19 protein-coding genes are annotated in these 19,671 nt (G+C 31.4%); 7 read left to right on the plus strand and 12 right to left on the minus strand.

Annotated features, from left to right (window positions below; all coding sequences use genetic code 11):
- The first annotated feature begins 18 nt into the window (after positions 1–18).
- Together ABNT61_RS01210 and ABNT61_RS01215 are read left to right on the plus strand one after the other, a co-directional pair.
- Complete coding sequence (locus ABNT61_RS01210) at positions 19–825, plus strand: hypothetical protein (protein WP_348744520.1); 807 nt, start codon at positions 19–21, stop codon at positions 823–825.
- A gap of 10 nt (positions 826–835) precedes the next feature.
- Positions 836–1,768 (plus strand): NAD(P)H-dependent flavin oxidoreductase, encoded by a 933-nt coding sequence (locus ABNT61_RS01215; RefSeq protein WP_348744521.1) that lies wholly within the window; start codon positions 836–838, stop codon positions 1,766–1,768.
- A 27-nt stretch (positions 1,769–1,795) separates the two neighbouring features.
- On the opposite strand, the gene ABNT61_RS01220 is transcribed toward ABNT61_RS01215, so the two are convergent.
- The 7 genes from ABNT61_RS01220 to tpx all read right to left on the minus strand — a co-directional run bounded on the left by ABNT61_RS01220 (position 1,796) and on the right by tpx (position 9,235).
- Entirely contained in the window at positions 1,796–2,497 is a 702-nt protein-coding gene (locus tag ABNT61_RS01220) for a suppressor of fused domain protein (protein ID WP_348744522.1), read from the minus strand.
- A gap of 15 nt (positions 2,498–2,512) precedes the next feature.
- Positions 2,513–3,655 carry a 3,4-dihydroxy-2-butanone-4-phosphate synthase gene (gene ribB / locus ABNT61_RS01225; RefSeq protein ID WP_348721751.1) on the minus strand — a complete coding sequence of 381 codons (1,143 nt, stop codon included), beginning with the start codon at positions 3,653–3,655 and terminating at the stop codon, positions 2,513–2,515.
- 6 nt (positions 3,656–3,661) lie between these two features.
- Positions 3,662–5,110, minus strand: coding sequence for an LptF/LptG family permease (locus ABNT61_RS01230; RefSeq protein ID WP_348711500.1), 1,449 nt, complete (start codon positions 5,108–5,110; stop codon positions 3,662–3,664).
- Positions 5,111–5,209: 99 nt separating this feature from the next.
- Positions 5,210–5,863 carry an outer membrane lipoprotein carrier protein LolA gene (locus ABNT61_RS01235; protein WP_348744523.1) on the minus strand — a complete coding sequence of 218 codons (654 nt, stop codon included), beginning with the start codon at positions 5,861–5,863 and terminating at the stop codon, positions 5,210–5,212.
- 26 nt (positions 5,864–5,889) lie between these two features.
- Positions 5,890–8,316, minus strand: coding sequence for an FtsK/SpoIIIE family DNA translocase (locus ABNT61_RS01240; RefSeq protein WP_348744524.1), 2,427 nt, complete (start codon positions 8,314–8,316; stop codon positions 5,890–5,892).
- Between the two features lie 37 nt (positions 8,317–8,353).
- The gene (locus tag ABNT61_RS01245) at positions 8,354–8,737 is read right to left on the minus strand and encodes a diacylglycerol kinase family protein (RefSeq protein ID WP_348741632.1); all 384 of its coding nucleotides are present in this window, start codon (positions 8,735–8,737) and stop codon (positions 8,354–8,356) included.
- Complete coding sequence (gene tpx / locus ABNT61_RS01250; RefSeq protein WP_348711506.1) at positions 8,738–9,235, minus strand: thiol peroxidase; 498 nt, start codon at positions 9,233–9,235, stop codon at positions 8,738–8,740.
- 90 nt (positions 9,236–9,325) lie between these two features.
- Between tpx and ABNT61_RS01255 the strand changes: the two genes are divergently transcribed.
- Positions 9,326–10,714 carry an MATE family efflux transporter gene (locus tag ABNT61_RS01255; RefSeq protein ID WP_348744525.1) on the plus strand — a complete coding sequence of 463 codons (1,389 nt, stop codon included), beginning with the start codon at positions 9,326–9,328 and terminating at the stop codon, positions 10,712–10,714.
- A complete protein-coding gene (locus tag ABNT61_RS01260) occupies positions 10,701–10,925 on the plus strand; it encodes a hypothetical protein (protein WP_348721757.1) in 225 nt (74 codons plus the stop codon). The genes ABNT61_RS01255 and ABNT61_RS01260 overlap by 14 nt, the downstream gene beginning before the upstream one ends.
- 86 nt (positions 10,926–11,011) lie before the next feature.
- On the opposite strand, the gene ABNT61_RS01265 is transcribed toward ABNT61_RS01260, so the two are convergent.
- Genes ABNT61_RS01265 through ABNT61_RS01285 form a run of 5 tightly spaced genes read right to left on the minus strand, consistent with a single transcriptional unit; the run spans position 11,012 to position 15,090 of the window.
- Positions 11,012–12,055 carry a flavin monoamine oxidase family protein gene (locus tag ABNT61_RS01265; protein WP_348744526.1) on the minus strand — a complete coding sequence of 348 codons (1,044 nt, stop codon included), beginning with the start codon at positions 12,053–12,055 and terminating at the stop codon, positions 11,012–11,014.
- 55 nt (positions 12,056–12,110) lie between these two features.
- Positions 12,111–12,419: a carboxymuconolactone decarboxylase family protein gene (locus ABNT61_RS01270; RefSeq protein ID WP_348744527.1), complete on the minus strand. Its 309-nt coding sequence runs from the start codon at positions 12,417–12,419 to the stop codon at positions 12,111–12,113.
- A 13-nt stretch (positions 12,420–12,432) separates the two neighbouring features.
- A complete protein-coding gene (locus tag ABNT61_RS01275; protein WP_348744528.1) occupies positions 12,433–13,179 on the minus strand; it encodes an SDR family oxidoreductase in 747 nt (248 codons plus the stop codon).
- A 59-nt stretch (positions 13,180–13,238) separates the two neighbouring features.
- Complete coding sequence (locus ABNT61_RS01280) at positions 13,239–13,793, minus strand: TetR/AcrR family transcriptional regulator (protein WP_348744529.1); 555 nt, start codon at positions 13,791–13,793, stop codon at positions 13,239–13,241.
- A gap of 34 nt (positions 13,794–13,827) precedes the next feature.
- On the minus strand, positions 13,828–15,090 hold the full coding sequence (locus ABNT61_RS01285; RefSeq protein ID WP_348744530.1) for a hypothetical protein: 1,263 nt from the start codon (positions 15,088–15,090) through the stop codon (positions 13,828–13,830).
- A 93-nt stretch (positions 15,091–15,183) separates the two neighbouring features.
- Here ABNT61_RS01285 and ABNT61_RS01290 point away from each other — a divergent pair, with 93 nt between their 5' ends.
- The 3 genes from ABNT61_RS01290 (at position 15,184) to ABNT61_RS01300 (ending at position 19,628) form a co-directional block, all read left to right on the plus strand.
- Positions 15,184–15,942: a DUF481 domain-containing protein gene (locus ABNT61_RS01290; RefSeq protein WP_348744531.1), complete on the plus strand. Its 759-nt coding sequence runs from the start codon at positions 15,184–15,186 to the stop codon at positions 15,940–15,942.
- Positions 15,943–16,045: 103 nt separating this feature from the next.
- Complete coding sequence (locus ABNT61_RS01295) at positions 16,046–16,876, plus strand: GLPGLI family protein (RefSeq protein ID WP_348744532.1); 831 nt, start codon at positions 16,046–16,048, stop codon at positions 16,874–16,876.
- Positions 16,877–16,913: 37 nt separating this feature from the next.
- Positions 16,914–19,628: a carboxypeptidase-like regulatory domain-containing protein gene (locus tag ABNT61_RS01300; RefSeq protein ID WP_348744533.1), complete on the plus strand. Its 2,715-nt coding sequence runs from the start codon at positions 16,914–16,916 to the stop codon at positions 19,626–19,628.
- Positions 19,629–19,671: the final 43 nt, after the last annotated feature.

The raw sequence follows: 19,671 nt of genomic DNA on the forward strand, positions 1-19,671 counted from the left end.
CACAAAAGCTAGTTGAAGTTGGAATCAAGATTAATTGATGAAATAAGCATTGAAATGAAAATAAGAACTAAAAAAGATGTTCAGAAATTAGACGAAAAAATTAAAACTGAATTAGGAATAGATGTAAGCGAATATAAAAACGAAGATGTTGCAGAGAATTTTGCAGAATTACTAATGTTACCTTCATATATGGTATCATGGGTAATAAGACCAATTATCTTTTCATTTATTCTTTATGTCATTGGATTTTATACATTGAATTTAGTTCATGTAGAATATCTGTTATATGCGTTACTTGGGTTCTTGTTTTTTATGTTATCAGGTGTAGCTTTTGGTTTTCTGTTATTAATGTTTAAGATGAAAAAGGATATTTGGAGTATTGCAGATTACTCTTTGGATATTTTAAAGCTTTCAGTGGAAGATTTATCAAGTGTGAATAATCAAATTACTGAAGAGAATAAAAAGGATGTACTCTCCCTTTTATTTAAAGGAATCATTCATATTGTTACCATTCCTATGCTTTCCCAGTCTGTTGCGAAAAAAGTTCCTGTTTTAGGGAATCTTGCTGGAGGAATTATTAAGAGAGTATTAGTGGCGATATCCGATAAGTTAGAGTTTGAAGAAGATAATATTGACGATTTTGCAGAAGAAACAACTCAAGGCGATAGTAAAATTTTAAGTTCCTATATTTTTACAATTACCAAAGTATCAGAAGGTTTAGAGAAATTTGTGAATTTTACATTCAAGGTTGCAAGATTTCCTATAATCATTTTTGCTCTTTTTTCCTTTGTGTTATTGTTTCTCTTCTTATATTTAATTCACTAAAAGATCAATTTTGACAAATAAAATCACACAACTTTTTAATATACAATATCCTGTTATTCAAGGTGGAATGATTTGGGTATCTGGCTGGAAATTAGCTTCAGCAGTTTCAAATGCAGGAGGATTAGGTTTAATTGGTGCGGGATCGATGTATCCTGATGTTTTAAGAGAACATATTCAAAAATGTAAGAAAGCTACCGATAAACCATTTGGAGTAAATGTTCCAATGCTGTATCCAGATATTGAACAAATCATGGATATAATTGTAGAAGAAGGAGTAAAAATAGTTTTCACTTCTGCGGGTAATCCTAAAACTTGGACGAGTTTCTTAAAGGAAAAAGGAATTACTGTAGTTCATGTAGTAAGTTCTGTAAAGTTTGCTTTAAAATCTGAAGCCGCGGGAGTAGACGCTGTAGTTTGCGAAGGATTTGAAGCTGGAGGACATAACGGTAGAGAAGAAACTACGACGTTTACTTTAATACCTATGGTAAAAGAACAAGTAAAAATTCCAGTTATTGCGGCTGGTGGAATAGGATCGGGTAGAGGAATGTTAGCAGCAATGGTTTTAGGTGCAGATGGTGTGCAAATTGGAAGTAGGTTTGCAGCCACAAAAGAATCATCAGCGCATAATCATTTTAAGGATACTATTGTTAACGTTAAAGATGGAGATACATACTTAACTTTAAAAGAATTGGCTCCCGTACGTTTAGTACGTAATAAATTTTTTAACGATGTACAGGAATTGTATCAAAAAGGACCTACAGTAGAAGAGTTGAAAACGTTACTAGGTAGAGCTAGAGCAAAACGAGGAATGTTTGAAGGAGATTTAGAAGAAGGAGAATTAGAGATTGGACAAGTAGCTGGATTAATTCATGAAATAAAACCAGCGAAACAAGTGTTAGATGAAATTATAGCGGAATACACGCAAGTAAAAAATAATCTATAAAAAAGAGCTTCTTTATGAAGCTCTTTTTTATAATTTTAATCTATTCCAGAATGACTTTTTGGGAATTAAATTATTTCGATTATTATCAAATGTCTCTTTCATATTTGACTTAATTAACAAATCAAATAATGCTGAGTATCCATTTTTAATTTTGTACTTAATCTCATTTTTAAAAAGAGGAAAAAAAGTATATAAATTAATAATAGTACCTTCTCTTTTTATCTTTGTGAAATCTTCATCAAAAGTTACAGAAGGTAAAAGTACACCGCCAACAAAATTCGTTTCATTACTATATGGACCGTAGTTTTCGTCAGCACAAATAGTATGTCCAATGCCCATCCAAGTTTCATTAAAGTGTGGGAATTTCGCAGAATGCTTTAACATTGAAATTAAGTAATCGTTTTTGCTTTCACCTGTATAGACTTCAGAAAATGTAATGTCTTTTGGAATTAACATCATTAGTTCGCTAAACTCGAGTTCCTTTTTATTTTCAACTTCATCAGGAACGTTCATTTTTAATGAACTCATACCTGAACTTAATAAGATATTAAAGGAATACTTTTTAGGCTGTATAAAGTAAATATGTACTTTAAAATCGAATGCTATAAATTCGTGAAAAACGGAAATTTCTTCACTTTGAAAGTATTTATCCAAATGCTCAGAAATCCAATCATCATGATCATCAAAATATTCTTTATTCGCGAAATAGTCAAAGATATCTTGATTCATTATAGAAATTTCTATTTAAAAGTTTACGTAATCTACAATCTCCAATCCGTAACCGATCATACCAACACGTTTCTCTTGTTTGGTATTCGATACTAATCGAAGTTTATGAATATTTAAGTCATGTAATATTTGAGCTCCAATCCCAAAATCTTTATTGTCAAAAGCAATTCCAGGAGCTTTCATTTCACCTTGCTCTTGGTTTTCTTTTAATCCCTTTAAACGATTTAATAAGTTTAAAGATTGATTTTGTTGATTAATGAATAAAATAGCTCCACGTCCATCTTCATTAACTACATTAAACATTCTATCTAACTTTTTATCTGCATCATTAGTTAATGTTCCTAAAATGTCATTATTCACAAGGTTTGAGTTTACACGAGTTAAAATAGGCTCGTTTTTACTCCAAGTTCCTTTAGTTAATGCAATATGGATTTGGTTATTCGTTGTTTGTTGATAAGCTCTAAGTCTAAATTCTCCAAAACGAGTTTGAACTGTGAAGTCTTCTTTCTTTTCAATTAAAGAATCATGCTCCATTCTATAGGCAACTAAATCTTCAATCGAAACAATTTTCAAATCAAACTTTTTAGCAACTTCTATTAACTGTGGTAAACGTGCCATTGTTCCATCTTCATTCATGATTTCCACAATTACCCCAGCAGGTTGTAAGCCAGCTAGACGTGCAAAATCAATCGCAGCCTCAGTATGTCCTGTTCTTCTTAAAACACCACCTTCTTTTGCTTTTAAAGGAAAAATATGTCCTGGTCTAGCTAAATCAAATGGTTTAGTGTCTTTATTAATTAATGCTTCAATAGTTTTTGATCTATCTGAAGCTGAAATTCCTGTAGTAACTCCATTACCTCTTAAATCAACAGAAACAGTAAATGCAGTTTCCATAGGATCGGTATTGTTATTTACCATCATTCCTAACTCTAATTCTTTACACCTATTTTCAGTTAACGGAGTACAAATTAATCCTCTACCGTGCGTAGCCATAAAGTTGATCATCTCAGGAGTTACTTTCTCAGCAGCTGCTAAAAAGTCTCCCTCATTTTCTCGATCCTCGTCATCAACTACAATAATTACCTTTCCGGCTCTTATATCGTTAATGGCTTCTTCAATGGTGTTTAATTGAATTTTATGAGTAGTTTGTGTTGCCATGTTGTGTTATGATGTTTTCTTCTTAAAAGAGAATATTTTTATGAAAAAGTTTTTAATTCGAGCAAATAATCCGTTGATATCAAACAAGCCTTTATCTTGGGTTGCACGAACTGTTAAAATAATAGCCAAAGGTAACATAATACTTACAGCTAGCCAAGAACCTGCAACAGCAGAAAGCGTACTTTCTTCTGCCATATTTCTTCCAAATGTATTGGTAAAGAAATATAAAACGTAGATGGCAATTGCAAGAATCATAGGTAATCCCATTCCTCCTTTACGGATAATTGAACCTAAAGGAGCACCAATAAAGAAGAGTATTAAACAGGATAAAGAGAATGCTACACGATTATAGAATTCAATATCATAAAGGTTCAGTACTTTTCTTCGATATTTGAACGAGTTTTTATTAGCGGTAAAATTATTAATAGTACGATCTACTTTTGAAATTGCCGAATTAATAATATCTCTTTGCTTTTCAATTTCAAAGTTTTCTAAAATTGAACTCGATAATTCTTTATTCACTAATGAATCAGGAAGTTGGTATAAATCTTCTGCCTGACTATTTCTAAACAAACTTTTAGCTCTTGACACTACATAATCGTCATATCCAACTTTTAAGTCTGGCAAGGTATCTTTAAGCTGTTTTAAACTAAGCATATTAAAGTTTTTAGTATGCTTAATCTGATCTAAGTCATCATCAGAGAAGGAGGAAATATCAATATTTAGAATATACTCGTCAAAATCGGCATAGGAAGCTTTCATCCTAAATCGATCTCTATATGAAGTTTTAGTATCTACATGATGTTCATAGAAGTGTCCATTATTCAATTTTAATGTCATGTAACGACTTCCTTCTTCAGATATTAACTCTCCATCTTTGGCAGATATAATTTTATTATTTCCTTTTTTAGCAGATAAGTCATAGATCAAAACATTTTTCAGAAGATTATCTTCCTTACCATATTTCTCATCAAACTTAATTTGATAATTGGGAATATCAGAATTAAAACTTCCAGGAACTAAAGCAAGTGCTGGTTGCTTTTTTCGAATATTAATTTTTAGGTTGATTTGCTTAAGAATGGCGTATGGATACACATAATTCAAAAACACAAAGTTCAATCCACTCATTAATATGGCAAAAAACACTAATGGACGTACCATTCTTTGTAAAGAAACACCAGCGGATTTTGCGGCTGCGAATTCATAGTTCTCCGATAAACTTCCTAAGGTCATTATGGAAGAAAGTAATACACCAATTGGCAGCGCTTGTGGAGCAACAATAAGAGTGGTGTACCATAAAAATTTGAAGATAATTCCGATACTAATTCCTTTACCAGCTAAATCATCAAAAGCCAGCCATAAAGCCTGCATTACCAAAACAAATAGAATGATAAAGAAGGTTGCCAGAAACGGGATTAAAAAACTTTTTAATATATACTTATCTAGTTTTTTCACGAATACAAAGGTAATGAGCTTAATTATAATAAACACAAAAGTTTTGTTAATTGCCAAACAAGCTATCAACAAAACTTTGTTAAAGTATATATGTTAGATTTAATCGATCAAATAACCTTGTTTTTCGTATTTCGCTTTGTCAAACGAAAATAAATTTTCCGAAATAGGTTGATCACTTTTGAACTTATTTATAGTAAATGTTGTCACGGCTCCATTAGATCCAATTTGTACTAATTTATAGATATGCTTTGTCTTTGCATCAATACCTAATTGTACCTTGATAATATCAGAGTTACTATCGATTGGAGTTAAATCTACATATTGAACTTTACGTCCTTTATTATTTTTAACGGTTCCCATTGCATAGTTATATCCTTCTTTGTAGAAAGTCAATAACTTCGAAGGATAAATAAATCCGTCTTCTTCTTCTAAATCACCGTCAGTAATAGTAACTTCTTTTTCTTCTGTATTGATAACAACCAATTTTTTACCATTGAAAACAAAATTGTTTCCTAAATAGTTTAGATTGTATTTTTCTCCAGCAATTGTAATGTTACCTCTAATTGGCGGATCGTTTGTAATACCAGCCTCTTCATTAACTAGGGTAGAGGTAAAACCAATGGTCATATTTTTATATGCACCCATTTTAGAAGATACTTCATCTAACAAGCTTTTAGCCTGAGTAGAAGAATCTTGTGCCGTAACACTTGTACCAATTAATAATGCTATTAATAATAATCCTAATTTTCTCATACGATTTGTTCTTTCTTTAAAATGGTCTAATTACTTTTCTCGTTTTCTAATAATTGTTCAAGAGCTATAAAATCAGGAACAAGAACCTGTCTAGCTTTACTACCTTCAAAAGGTCCAACAATACCCGCAGCTTCTAATTGATCAATTATTCTACCAGCTCTGTTGTACCCAAGTTTTAATTTTCTTTGTAATAAAGATGCTGATCCTTGTTGTGCTGTTACAATGATTTCGGCAGCTTCTTTAAACAATTTATCTCTGTCTGCGATATCTATATCAAGATTTGTGCCACCGTCTTCACCAACGTATTCAGGTAACATATGAGCTTCAGGATAAGCTCTTTGAGAACCGATAAAATCGGTAATTTTTTCAACTTCTGGTGTGTCAACGAAAGCACATTGAATACGTGTAATATCATTACCTCCAGAATATAGCATATCTCCACGACCAATTAATTGATCGGCACCAGGAGCATCCAAAATTGTTCTACTATCAATTTTAGAAGTAACTCTAAATGCTATTCTTGCAGGGAAGTTCGCTTTAATAATACCTGTAATCACATTAACAGACGGACGTTGAGTTGCAACAATTAAGTGAATACCAATCGCTCTGGCTAACTGAGCTAAACGAGCAATAGGCGTTTCTACTTCTTTACCAGCCGTCATAATTAAATCCGCAAATTCATCAATAACAAGTACAATGTACGGTAAAAATTGGTGACCGTTTTCTGGATTCAGTTTTCTAGCTTTAAACTTCGCATTATATTCTTTTATGTTTCTAACCATTGCTGATTTCAATAAATCATAACGGTTATCCATTTCAATACAAAGTGAATTTAACGTATTTACTACTTTTGAAGTATCTGTGATAATAGCTTCTTCGCTATCTGGAAGCTTTGCTAAGTAATGACGTTCTATTTTATTGAATAAAGTAAGTTCTACTTTTTTAGGATCAACAAGAACGAATTTTACTTCCGCAGGATGTTTTCTATATAATAATGAAGTTAAAATAGCATTTAATCCAACCGATTTTCCTTGTCCAGTTGCACCGGCCATTAGTAAGTGAGGCATTTTCGCTAAATCAACAACAAATGTTTCATTCGAAATGGTTTTACCTAAAGCTAAAGGTAATTGCATCTGACTTTCTTGGAATTTCTTAGAAGTAATTGCCGAATACATAGATACAATAGTTGCCTTTTTATTTGGAACTTCAATACCAATGGTTCCTTTTCCAGGAATTGGAGCAATAATACGAATACCTAAAGCGGATAATGAAAGCGCAATATCATCTTCTAAGTTTTTAATCTTAGAAATTCTTACACCAGCCTCAGGTACGATTTCATATAAAGTAATTGTTGGTCCAACAGTTGCTTTAATTTGGGCAATACCAATTTTATAGTTTTTTAGTGTTTCAACAATCTGATTTTTATTAGCCTCTAATTCTTCAGGATCAATTGAAATACTATCGTTGTATTGTTTTAATAAGTTAAACGTTGGAAATCTAAATTGACCTAACTCTAAAGTAGGATCAAACTCTCCAAAGTCTTTAACAAGTTTATCAGATAAGTTTTCAGTAACACTCTTTTCTTCAGCTACTTTCTCAATAGCAATTTCAACTTCATTTTCTTCTTCTTGAGGTTTTACTGTTTTTTTAATATCTAACAACGCTTCTTCTTCCTTAGATTCTTCTTCACTAGGAATACTTGAATGATTACTAATTGTAGGCTGAAGGTTTTCTACAGATAATTCAAACTCAGATTTATCATCTTTTACAGGTTCAGGAGTAACAACTGAAGGTTCTTCTTTAATTACTTCTGAATTCTCAATAGGATTATCAGTAACATTTTCTGGTTTATCTGCACGTTTTAATTTTTCTCCAATTCGTTCAGGAGTTAATTTAAATCGAACTACCAAATAAGATATTAAGAAAAAAGCTAAAACAATTGCCAAACCAGTTCTTCCAATAAAGGTTCTGATATATTCATTTAATTCAAAACCAACAACTCCAGATAAAAGCGCATATTTTTTCTCAACAAAACCAATGGCAATTGAGATCCAAAGCATATTGAAAAGTCCCCAATTCCATTTAGAAACCATACTTTTTATTCCTTTTTGTAATAAAAAGCTCATTCCTGTCAGAAAAATTAAAAAAGGAAGTACAAAGGCAGCTAAACCAAAACCGTTATAAATAAAAATATGACTCAGTTTAGAACCAATTTTACCTAAAAGGTTCTTTGCTTGAATCTGTTTATTTGAAAATTCTGTTAGAATACTCTGATCATCTTCCCATGAAAAGAAAAAAGAAATAAAAGCAATACACAAGAAAGCAGCAAATAAAACGAAAAATGCTCCTAGAATGGTTTGTGTTTGTCTGTTTTTAAAGAAATCTGAAATTTGCTTAAAAACAGAAGGTTTACTTACTTTTTTTGTCTTTTTAGAAACGCTTTTTTTAGCCATTTAATTGAAAAAAATTAGACTGGTAAATATAGAAATATTACAAAAATAACTCGATTATTTTTGGAACGTATATTATAGAACCCACAATTAAAGAAATTATTGCCGCAAATCCTGCAGCTCCTGCAGCCACATCTTTAATGGTTCCGATTTTATTATGATACTCAGGATGAATGAAATCAGCAATTTTTTCTACTGCTGTATTTAAAGCTTCTGCCACAAGCACAAGTCCAGTTACCGCAAGTTGAATCATCCATTCTGTTGCAGATATATTAAAGGTAAAACCCAAGATAACGGCAAAAAGCCCAATAAAAAATTGGGCCTTTATACTATCTTCAGTGGTTGCAAGAATAAGAATACCTTTTAGAGCATAACGAACTCCTTTTAGTCTTCTTTTAATAAAACCATCTTTGTTTTTTTTCATTTATAAAGCCTTTAAAGCTTCATTATAATTTGGTTCGTCAACTATTTCAGGAACTTGTTCCGTATAGGTAATTTCTCCATTTTCATTAATTACAACAATACAACGAGAATGTAATCCATTTAATGGGCCATCAACGAATTCTAAACCGTAATCTTTTCCGAAATCTCCAGATACAAAGTCAGATAACATTTCAACATTTTCAATACCTTCTGCACCGCAAAAACGACCTTGTGCAAATGGTAAGTCTCTTGAAATACATAATACTTTAGTGTTTTCTAATTGAGCCGCTTCTTTATTAAAATTACGAACCGATGTAGCACATGTTCCAGTGTCTACACTTGGGAAAATATTTAGAATTAATTTTTTTCCTTTATAATCGCTTAATGATTTTACCGATAAATCAGTTGCAACTAATTTAAAATCTGGTGCCTGAGAATTTACATTTGGTAAAGTTCCATTTGTGTTTATTTCGCCTCCTTTTAAAGTTACTGTAGCCATGTTTTCGTTTTTTTATTCCAATCAAAAATAACTAAAATCTACCAACTTTAAACTATCTTCGCTTACTTATTAAAAGGAAAGATTTATTCAGTGAAATTATCAAATTACACATCTGAATTTAAGTACAATTGGAAGTTAGCAGCTCCCGTTATGCTAGGAATGTTAGGACATACTTTTGTGAGTTTTGTCGATAACATTATGGTAGGACAATTAGGAACAGCGGAATTAGCAGCAGTTTCATTGGGTAATAGTTTTATGTTCATTGCAATGTCACTTGGTATTGGGTTTTCAACAGCTATTACTCCGTTAATTGCAGAGGCAGATGCTGCCGAAAATTTCAATAAAGCGAAATCTACATTTAAGCATGGTTTGTTTTTATGTACAACTTTAGGAATTCTAATGTTTTTAATGGTTTTCTTTTCTAAACCATTATTGTATTTCATGAAGCAACCCGTTGAGGTGGTAGAATTGGCTATTCCATATTTAGATTTAGTTGCTTTTTCCTTAATTCCGTTGATTGTATTCCAGGCTTTTAAACAATTTAGTGATGGAATGTCTATGACTAGATATCCCATGTATGCTACAATTGTTGCAAACGTGGCGAATGTTCTGTTAAACTATTTATTAATTTTTGGAAAGTTTGGTTTTCCTAAGATGGGTATAATTGGAGCTGCTTACGGAACTTTACTTTCACGATTTATAATGGTAATCTATTTATGGTGGTTATTAACTCAAAAAGACAGAACTAAAAAGCTAGTAACAAATATTAAATTATTTGTTTTAGATAGTGTAATGTTGAAGAAAATTATAGGATTAGGAGCTCCGAGTGCAATGCAAATGTTTTTTGAAGTTGCGATTTTCACAGCAGCGATCTGGTTAAGTGGTTTGTTAGGGAAAAATCCACAAGCGGCAAATCAAATTGCATTGAATTTATCATCAATGACATTTATGGTTGCCATGGGATTAAGTGTTGCAGCTATGGTTAGAGTAGGAAATCAGAAAGGATTAAAAAATTATATAGAGTTACGAAGAATTGCTTTTTCAATATTTTTATTGGGAGTCCTATTGGCAATCGGATTTGCAATTATCTTCTTTCTATTCCACAAAAGTTTACCAAACATTTATGTGGATTTAAACGATGCGAAGAACTATGCGGATAATATGGAAGTAATTAAGATAGCTTCTACATTATTAATTGCTGCAGCGTTTTTCCAAATAAGCGATAGTATTCAAGTAATGGTTCTAGGAGCTTTAAGAGGATTGCAAGATGTAGCTATTCCAACATTAATAACTTTTATAGCCTATTGGTTAATTGGTTTCCCGGTAAGTTATTTTCTAGGAAAGGAAGAAGCTTATGGAAGCTTTGGAATTTGGTTAGGCCTTTTAGCAGGTTTAACTTCTGCATCAATATTACTATTTTTGCGATTCAATTACTTAACACAAAAATTGATTAAAACAAAACATAATGAACTTACCTAAATTTTTATTAGCGGATAATAGTAATCACCCAGAAGATATTTTCGTATTACATACTGAATATCCTCGTTTTTTAATCAATTTGAAAGATGATGAAGTAGAATGGTTTGAGGATTTAGAAGGGGAGAATGAACAAGAACTTGCAAATGAATTGGAAAGTCTAATAGAACAAGCAGGAGAATTCTATGATTCTGAAATGGAAGGATTAGAATAAAATATAAAGGTTCGATTGTAGTTAATCGAACCTTTTTTTTGCAATTTAACGTCTTCCCCCAATGAAGTTAAATGCATATAATATGTTTATAGATTTTCCACAATATTGAAAGCTCTTCTTACAGCTCCTTCCATATATCCTCCAAACTCTTTTGATGTTTCACTTCCGGAAATAAGTAATTGTCCATTTAAAAATGATTTTTGATATATGCTATGTCCATTATGTTGATGTGGCATTATAAATTGATTATCAGGAAAAGTTGATAATTCTTCATTTCTCCAAACCTTTTCTTCATAAGAGATATGTTGAGTTGCTTCTTCACCAAAGAATTTTATCAACTGATCTATTACTTTTTGTTTTCTTTGTTCTAGGCTTAAAGGAGCTAGAGCTCCATTTAGGAATCCCATTAAAGCAAAACCATTATCCGAAGCATTGCTATGATCGTATAGTTCAGTAAAGGGACCAACATTACTAAACGCAACTCCAGAAAGACCATTTTTTCTCCAAAAAGGTGTGTCATAAACAACAGAAAACTTAATCGAATCTCTCATCCAAGTATGCGTTTTATTGGCAATTTGAATTACATCACTAGGTAATTCAGGAGAGAATTGAATAGAATTCACCAATAATTTTGGAGGCAAGGTTGAAATTACGGTATCGCAGTAATAAGTTGAATTTGTTGTTTTAACTAGAATTTTATCACCTGAGCTATTAATGTCTGAGACCTTCTCATTTAAAAGAATGCATCTTTGTAATTCATTCGAAAGTTTATCGAGTAGAGCAGAAGTACCTCCATCAATTCTATAACTAATTTCCTGATTTGGTGGTAATTTGAATCTTTGTGGTGGATTGGCACTCATGGCTTCAAATAATGCATCACCCTCCATTTGCTGCTCAAATAGGTTTGCATTTAATTCTTTACATAAATTGAGAAGGAATGTATTATATTTCCATAACCATGTTGCACCTAGCTCAATAGGAGCAGACCCAATTTTTTTAGTATATATTCTTCCACCAAGTCTTGAGTTGGCTTCAAGAATTTTAATTGAATAGTTTCCTTTCTTTTTTAATAGATAGCCAGTAACTAATCCAGATAATCCTCCGCCAATTATTAGAATCTCTTTTTTCATATGTTTAAAAAAAGTAAAGTCAATAGTACAAATATTGACTTTACCTAAAATTGTATTAATCTATAGTATGAGTTCCATGAGTAACCGCAGCTCCTGCTCTTAGTGCAGCTGCTACAAAGGTAGCTTCAGCTATTTCCTCTTGTGTTGCTCCAGCTTTTAATGCTTTTTGTTTATGAATCTCTAAACAATAAACACATTGTGTGCTTAATGCAACACCCAAAGCTATAAGTTCTTTATATTTTGCTGGAATCGCTCCGTCTTCCATAGCTATTTTATCGAACTGCTGAAAAGCCTCCATTGGTTTCGGGGCTTTTTTACCAAGGTTACCTAACTTTGAAAAAAGCTCTTTAATTGTTAAATGCATTGACTTACTATTTTTAGTTTCTTCCTGCAATTACACCACCATCAACATCCCAGATAGCTCCTGTTACCCAAGAAGACTTATCAGATAATAAGAATGTAATACTATTGGCAACATCATCAGCTAATCCGTTCCTTCCTATTGGATGGAAAGCATTAAATCCTTCTAAGGCTTCATCAGCTGCACTTTTACTTCCGAATACTCCATGATATACTGGTGTTTGAACAACAGCAGGAGATACAGCGTTTACACGAATATTGTAGTCTGCCAATTCCATAGCTAAATGTTGAGTTAATGAATGTAAACCTGCTTTTTGCATAGAATAGGCAGAAGAAGGAGTTGCCTTAACAGCTTGTTTTGCCCACATAGAACCAACATTTACAATTGCACCTCCATTTGTTTCTTTCATTTTTTTAGACGCGGCTTGCGTAATAAAAAAGAAACCTCTGTTCAAATCTAAATAAGAATCATAGTCCTTTACGGTGTGATCTAAGAAAGGTTTAGGCCCAAAAATTCCTGAAGCGTTAACTAGAAAGTCAACATTATCAAGTTCATTAATTTTCGTTACTAGTTGAGAAACCTCTGTTCTATTCGTAATATCAACTTTATGTTTTACTAAGTTATTTTGATCTTCCACTTTATCAATACTTCTTCCTACAATATGTACCGTAGCGCCGTCATTAAGTAATTGTTGAGTAGTTGCATAACCAATTCCGCTTGTACCACCCACAACGATGGCTACTTTATTTTTAAAATTATTCATGTGTTTGTATTTAATTATTAAATGAACAGACAAGTCTGTATTTTTTGTTGTAAAATTTTTTAAATTATTTTTTCGCAAATTCCTTTAGCTTGGTCTATAGGCCATTGATCTTGGTGTAAATGACTTTCTGCCACAGCACTTTCGTATAATAAATAGATTTGTTTAGCTAATGTTTCTGTTTCAATTTTAGAAAGGTCTAGATTATCAGCAATTAAGTCAGCAATAAAATCAATAAGCTGATTTTTTTGAGTTTGAATCTCAGTTCTTATTCTTTCATTCTCTTTAGGAATTTCAGAAACTGTTTTAATACACCAACATCCGTTAAAATCCTTTTCTTTAAAGAATAAACCTAAAAAATCAAATACTGCCAATACTTGATCTTGACCTTTAGTTTTTGATAAACAAAATTCTTTAATATCATATGTGAACTTTGCATGTTTATACCTTAAGTAAGCAAGACAGATATCTTCTTTAGATTTGAAATGATTATACAAAGTAGCCTTAGCTATTCCTGATTCAGAAATAATTTCATTAATACCTGTTGAATTATATCCATTTCTATAAAATAGAGTAGAAGCTGTTATAATAATATGTTGTCGTACATCCCGTTTCACAATACAAAGATATAATAAAAATAGACAACTCTGTCTATTTTTCTAAAAAAAACGGAAAACTCCAATTAAAGAGATTACCTTTCTTAACAGAAATATTGTTTTTACCAGGTTTTAAATTAGAAGTATTAATGTATGCGATTACTCCTTGTTGCCTGGTTTTTTCATGGTTTCTCCTCACGATTTCTGGGTTAATAATAGTATCGTTAACTTTTATAGAAATGTAATTTTTATAACATTGATCTAAAAGCTTACTTTTTTCTTCTTCTTTTAATCCTTTTGATTTATAATTACAAAGCTCTTTTGCTTTATTTCTTTCGTGAAGAAAAAGCGGTATAAAGACTTTCATTATCTGTTTATTAATAATATCAGATTCTATTTCTGGATTTATTAGAAAGGTGTTCTCTTCATTATTTATTTTATAGTATCCCGCACTTGCAATACTTTTTGACATATATTTCTTAGGATTACTCAAGAAGATAATGTTGGTATTCTTATAATGATAGAATACAACAAATCCACCACCAATTAGTAAAATAAACATAAATTGAAGTACTCTTTTTGTTCTTTTTACCCTTGAAGTCAATACCATATTAACTTGTAATATTGATTTATATAAAGGACCAAACATTATTGTAGAAACTAATTTATTTACTTTAAATGCAAATATTTGGAGTTTATATTTTTCATGGTTCATTTTAAGGTTAGCCAAGAATCCACTAATCATCTGTAGAATTAAGAGGAAACCAAAAACCCAAATTGGTAAAACCAAAATGAAATGTGGTATTATATCTAAAAAACCATTATAAAATAACAAGTAAATACTAAATATAATTGCGGCATTAGCATATATTAAAAGGAAAACAAAGGCTACTGAGAAAATAACACTACAAAGTTTATCAACCTTTTCTATAGAATCTTTTATAGTTGGTAGTATCGATACTAATCTCTTGGCATAAATCTTAGAAAAAAGACTATCCTTAATACTATAATCAGGATAAACAGAATTTAATCCCACTAAACCAATCCAATATGCTCTCAGCGCAAAATGGATTAAAAAAAGAGAAACTAAAAGGCTTACTGCCAATAAACCTAAATAAATAATTATATAAGAAGGTCTGTACAAATCAGGATTTAAAATATTAATAAAAGTATTCGTAACCCAACCCACAATATCAAATAGTTTGAATGTACCAAATATGGCAACAGCAGAGACCAATAGTTCGGCTTCCCAGCTTTCATCTTTTAGACGTTGTAGCCAATGTTTAGAAGAGTCTTTTTTCGTTTCGTTAGCTTCCATTTCTGTAGTATTTTCTGCGAATATAAAATTTTAGAATGAGATAAGTTTCATATTTGCTGTATCTTGCGCTGCATTATGTTATACTATATCGAGATGAGAAAACTACTGTTTTGTACTTTGATATTCCCATTAGTGCTCTTGGCTCAAATTAATGAGAGCGATACGTTAAATTTTAAGGCTAAGCTTGCATTAACAGGTTTCTGGCAAGGAGGTAATGTTGAAACTTTAATTTTCAGAGCAAAATCGGATTTAAGCTTTAAACCATGGGGAAATACTGTGTTTAAAACTCAAAACTCATATGTATATCAAGAGTTTGGAAAGGAGAAGGCCGATGAAGATATTTTAAGTCTTAACTTTTTGTATTTTAATCCTAAAAGAAAGATTTATCCTCTATTACTTGGTTTTGTCAGTACAAATTTCAGAAGAGAGATTAACCTAAGGTATTTGTTTGGAGGTGGAGTTACGTTTCAATTATTGAATAAAAAGAAGAATTGGTTAAAAATGTCTTTATCTAGTGAGTATGAACGAACCAATTTTAAAGAAACAAGTTTTAATACAACTCGTTATAATGGTGAAAAGTCTATTAATACCTTAAGAGGAACTATTTGGTTAAATGGAAGGTATGAGCTGGTTCAAAATAAGATGATTCTTACACATGAGAGTTATTTTCAACCATCTCTAATAAGAGGAGACAATTATCGATGGCAGGCTGATTTTGGTTTAGAATTTCCAATTTGGAAGTTTTTAAGTATAAAGGGGAACTACCTACATACTTTTGAAAGTATTGTTGTAGCTGATCAAAAAGAAGAAGATCAATTTTTAACATTAGGTTTTACACTCAAGACGTTTTAAGCTCTATTAGAAATACATAACTCGTGTTTTAAGAATATTTTAAGAAGCAAAAAACAATTCTGTTTAGTTAATTTGTATATTTGTTAAACAAAACTAACAAAATATGAGATCAACTATTCTAAAATTTCTAGGAATCATAATAATAATGGCATTTACTAAGCCAGAAGAAGTTCAACAATTTCAAGGAAAAGCAATTTATTTTTCTAAATCTAAAATGGAATTAGGAAGATGGGGAGCAAGAATGAGTGAAGCTCAGAAAAAACAAATCAAAGCTCGTTTAAAGAATAGATTAGAGAAAGAATATGTCTTAAACTTCAATAAGAAAGAGTCGTATTTCATGGAAGAGGAGAAGATAGATGCTATTTCAGGAGCTACAGATTCTTGGGGTAAAAACTTTTCTCAAGGTAACCAATACAAGAATGTACAAGACAATGAATTGGTGCAGAGTCAAGAATTTTATGGGAAACGTTTCTTAGTTAAAGATAAACTTCAAAAAATCGATTGGAAGATTGAGAAAGAATCGAAGAAAATCGGAAACTATTTATGTTTTAAAGCAACAGCTACTATACCTTCTAAAGAATTAACATGGTATGATTTCGCTTGGAGTGATTTAAGGAAGGCTGAGAAAAAGAAGGATTCTTTAGGAAATGATATTGAGCCACAAATTGAAATGACTAAAGTAGAAGCTTGGTATACTCCACAAATTCCAGTAAGTCACGGACCTGGAGAATACTGGGGGTTACCAGGATTAATTTTAGAAGTTACTACAGGAAATAGAGTAATGTTGTGTTCTAAAGTAGTAATTAACCCAAAAGATAAAATTGAGATTGAAGCTCCTGAAAAAGGAAAGGAAATAACAAAATTAGCTTACCAAGAAGTTATTAAAGGAAAGATGATAGAGATGAGAAATAACCGAGGAAGAAGAAGACGCTAATTCTTCATTCACATAAATTTCGATCAAACTATTCATCATGAAGAAAATTACTTTTCTATTTTTCTTATTTGCCCTTACCAGTGTTTTTAGTCAAATCACAATGAAAGGTGTAGTTAGAGATACTTTAAAATCACCTTTAGATTTAGCTAATATTATTGCAATAAATCAAGAAACTAATGTTTTAGAATCTTATGGTATCACAGATGCTAAAGGTGCTTATTCACTCAAATTAAAAAAGAATAAATCGTATAAAATTCAAATAAGCTATATCGGAATGAAAACTTTTGAAGAAGTTATTTCGGTAAAAGAAGCTAATGTTACTAAGGACTTTATATTACAACCTGATAATTCATTAGACGAGGTTGAAATTACCTATGAAATGCCTGTAACAATAAAAGGCGATACATTAATTTACAATGCAGATTCTTTTAAAAACGGAACGGAAAGAAAGCTTGAAGATGTTCTTGAAAAACTACCTGGAGTTGAAATTAATGAAGACGGACAAGTTGAGGTAGAAGGGAAGGTTGTAAATAAACTAATGGTCAACGGAAAAGACTTTTTTGATGGTGATACGAAGTTGGCAACAAAAAATATTCCTTCAAACGCAGTAGATAAAATTCAAGTACTTCGAAATTATGCTGAAGTTGGACAATTAAGTAGCGTAAGAAATAATCAGGACAATGTTGCCTTAAATATCAAGTTGAAAAAAGGAAAAGAGAACTTCTGGTTTGGTAATGTTACCGTTGGTGGAGGTTCTTCACCCGATGAAGGCCTATACTTGGTACAACCTAAACTTTTCTATTACAGTCCGAAATACAGTATTAATTTTATTGGAGATGTAAATAATATTGGGGAAGTAGCTTTAAACAGACGTGATATTCGAGGATTCGGTGGTGGATTTAGAGCTCCGAGTAGAAGTAGCGGAACAAGCATAAATTTAGGTGATAACAGCCTTAATTTCTTAACAAACCAAAACAATGCTTTAAAGATTGAGAATAACCTAGCAACAGCAAATTTTAGTTATTCTCCAAAATCAACTCTTGATTTAAGTGGATTTCTTATCTATAATAAAAGCAGAATTTTATCTAAAGAAACGAGTTTTGTTCAATATACGAATGAAGAATTAGGTATTCCAGATGAAGCAACGGAACAATCGAGTACAGAACGTTCAGATCAAGGATTATTAAAATTAAGTGCCTCTTATAAACCAAACGTAAATAATCAAGTGGATTATGACGTAATTGCCAGAATTTCAAAAGACACACAAGATCAGGATTTATTTTCTTCTGTAATTGGAAATACCAACCAGTTTGATGAAGTTACTCCATATAGTGTTAATCAGAATTTGAACTATTACTACACTTTAGACGATACTAATATATTCGCTTTTGAAGCGCAACATTTGTTCAAAAACGAAGATCCTTTTTATAACGCTGTGTTAACTAATACAGCAGGGAATACAGATCCTTTCGATTCTACAGCCGATGCTTTAGGATTGGATACAACACAGGATAATTATAACATTAATCAAAATAGAAGGATAAAGTCAAACCAATTGGATGCGAAGTTAGATTACTATAATTTGATTAATACAAAGAGTAATATCAACTTAACATTCGGAACCATTATTAGTAGTCAAAAGTTCAATTCGAATATATTTCAGTTTTTGAATGATGGAACCACTTTTAATCCAACTCCGACTATCAATGATTCTAAAATTGTTAATGATGTTGAATATAATTTCAGCGATATTTATTTAGGAGTTCATTATCGAGTAAAAGCTGGTAAATTCACATTAACACCAGGATTTTCGTTACATGCATACGGAAATACTAATACTCAATTCGGTCAAGAATTTGGAGAAGATTTCTTTAGAATACTTCCAGATTTTGAAACAAGAATTCAATTTAAGAAAAGCGAAGCGTTAACGTTCAGATATGAAATGAGAAACCAATTTACTGATGTGACTCGTTTAGCAGAGGCTTTAGTATTTAATAACTTCAATAATATTCAGTTTGGAGAGCCAGAATTACAAAATGCTTTATCACATAATTTGAGCTTATTTTATAGTAGTTTTAATTTATTCAACTATACAAACGTATTTGCTAGAGCATCTTATTCGAGTAATATAGATCAAATTCGAAGCTTAACTACATTCGAAAATGTAATTAGAACGAGTACATTTTTCAATTCAAACTTCGCAGATGAGAATGTGAATTTATTTGGTAGAGTTCAACGAACATTTGGAAAGTTTAGAACGAGTTTGAATGTTAATTTAAATTACAGTAAAATCAACCAGTTTATTCAGGGAATTCAATCGTTGAATGAAGGATTTACACAAACCTATACACCTGGTGTTAGAACAAACTATTTAGAAGCTCCAAATGTTAGTTTACGTTATAGATATAGCGTAACAACTAATAACCAGGGAAGTAGAAAAACAACATTTACAACAAATGCTCCATCTATAGAATTTGATGCGTATTTATGGAAAGCGGTTACGTTTAGAACCAATTATACCTATACAAATCAAGATTTAGGAGATGGAAATTCTCAGTCATTCCAAAATTGGGATGCAACCATATCGTACAGAAAAGATAGAGACGCGAAATGGGAATATGAAATCAAAGCGACCAACTTATTAGATATTGATTCTCAAGTGCGAAACAGTGCGAACAACATTTCAGTATTTAATTCTGAAACATTCATCCAACCCCGATTTATAACATTTAGGTTTGTTTATAACTTATAAACTAAAAATATTGGTTTATTTATTTGAATTAATGAAAATCAGG

It is taken from the genome of Tenacibaculum sp. 190524A05c, from assembly GCF_964036595.1.
In the GTDB taxonomy this organism is placed as follows: domain Bacteria; phylum Bacteroidota; class Bacteroidia; order Flavobacteriales; family Flavobacteriaceae; genus Polaribacter; species Polaribacter platacis.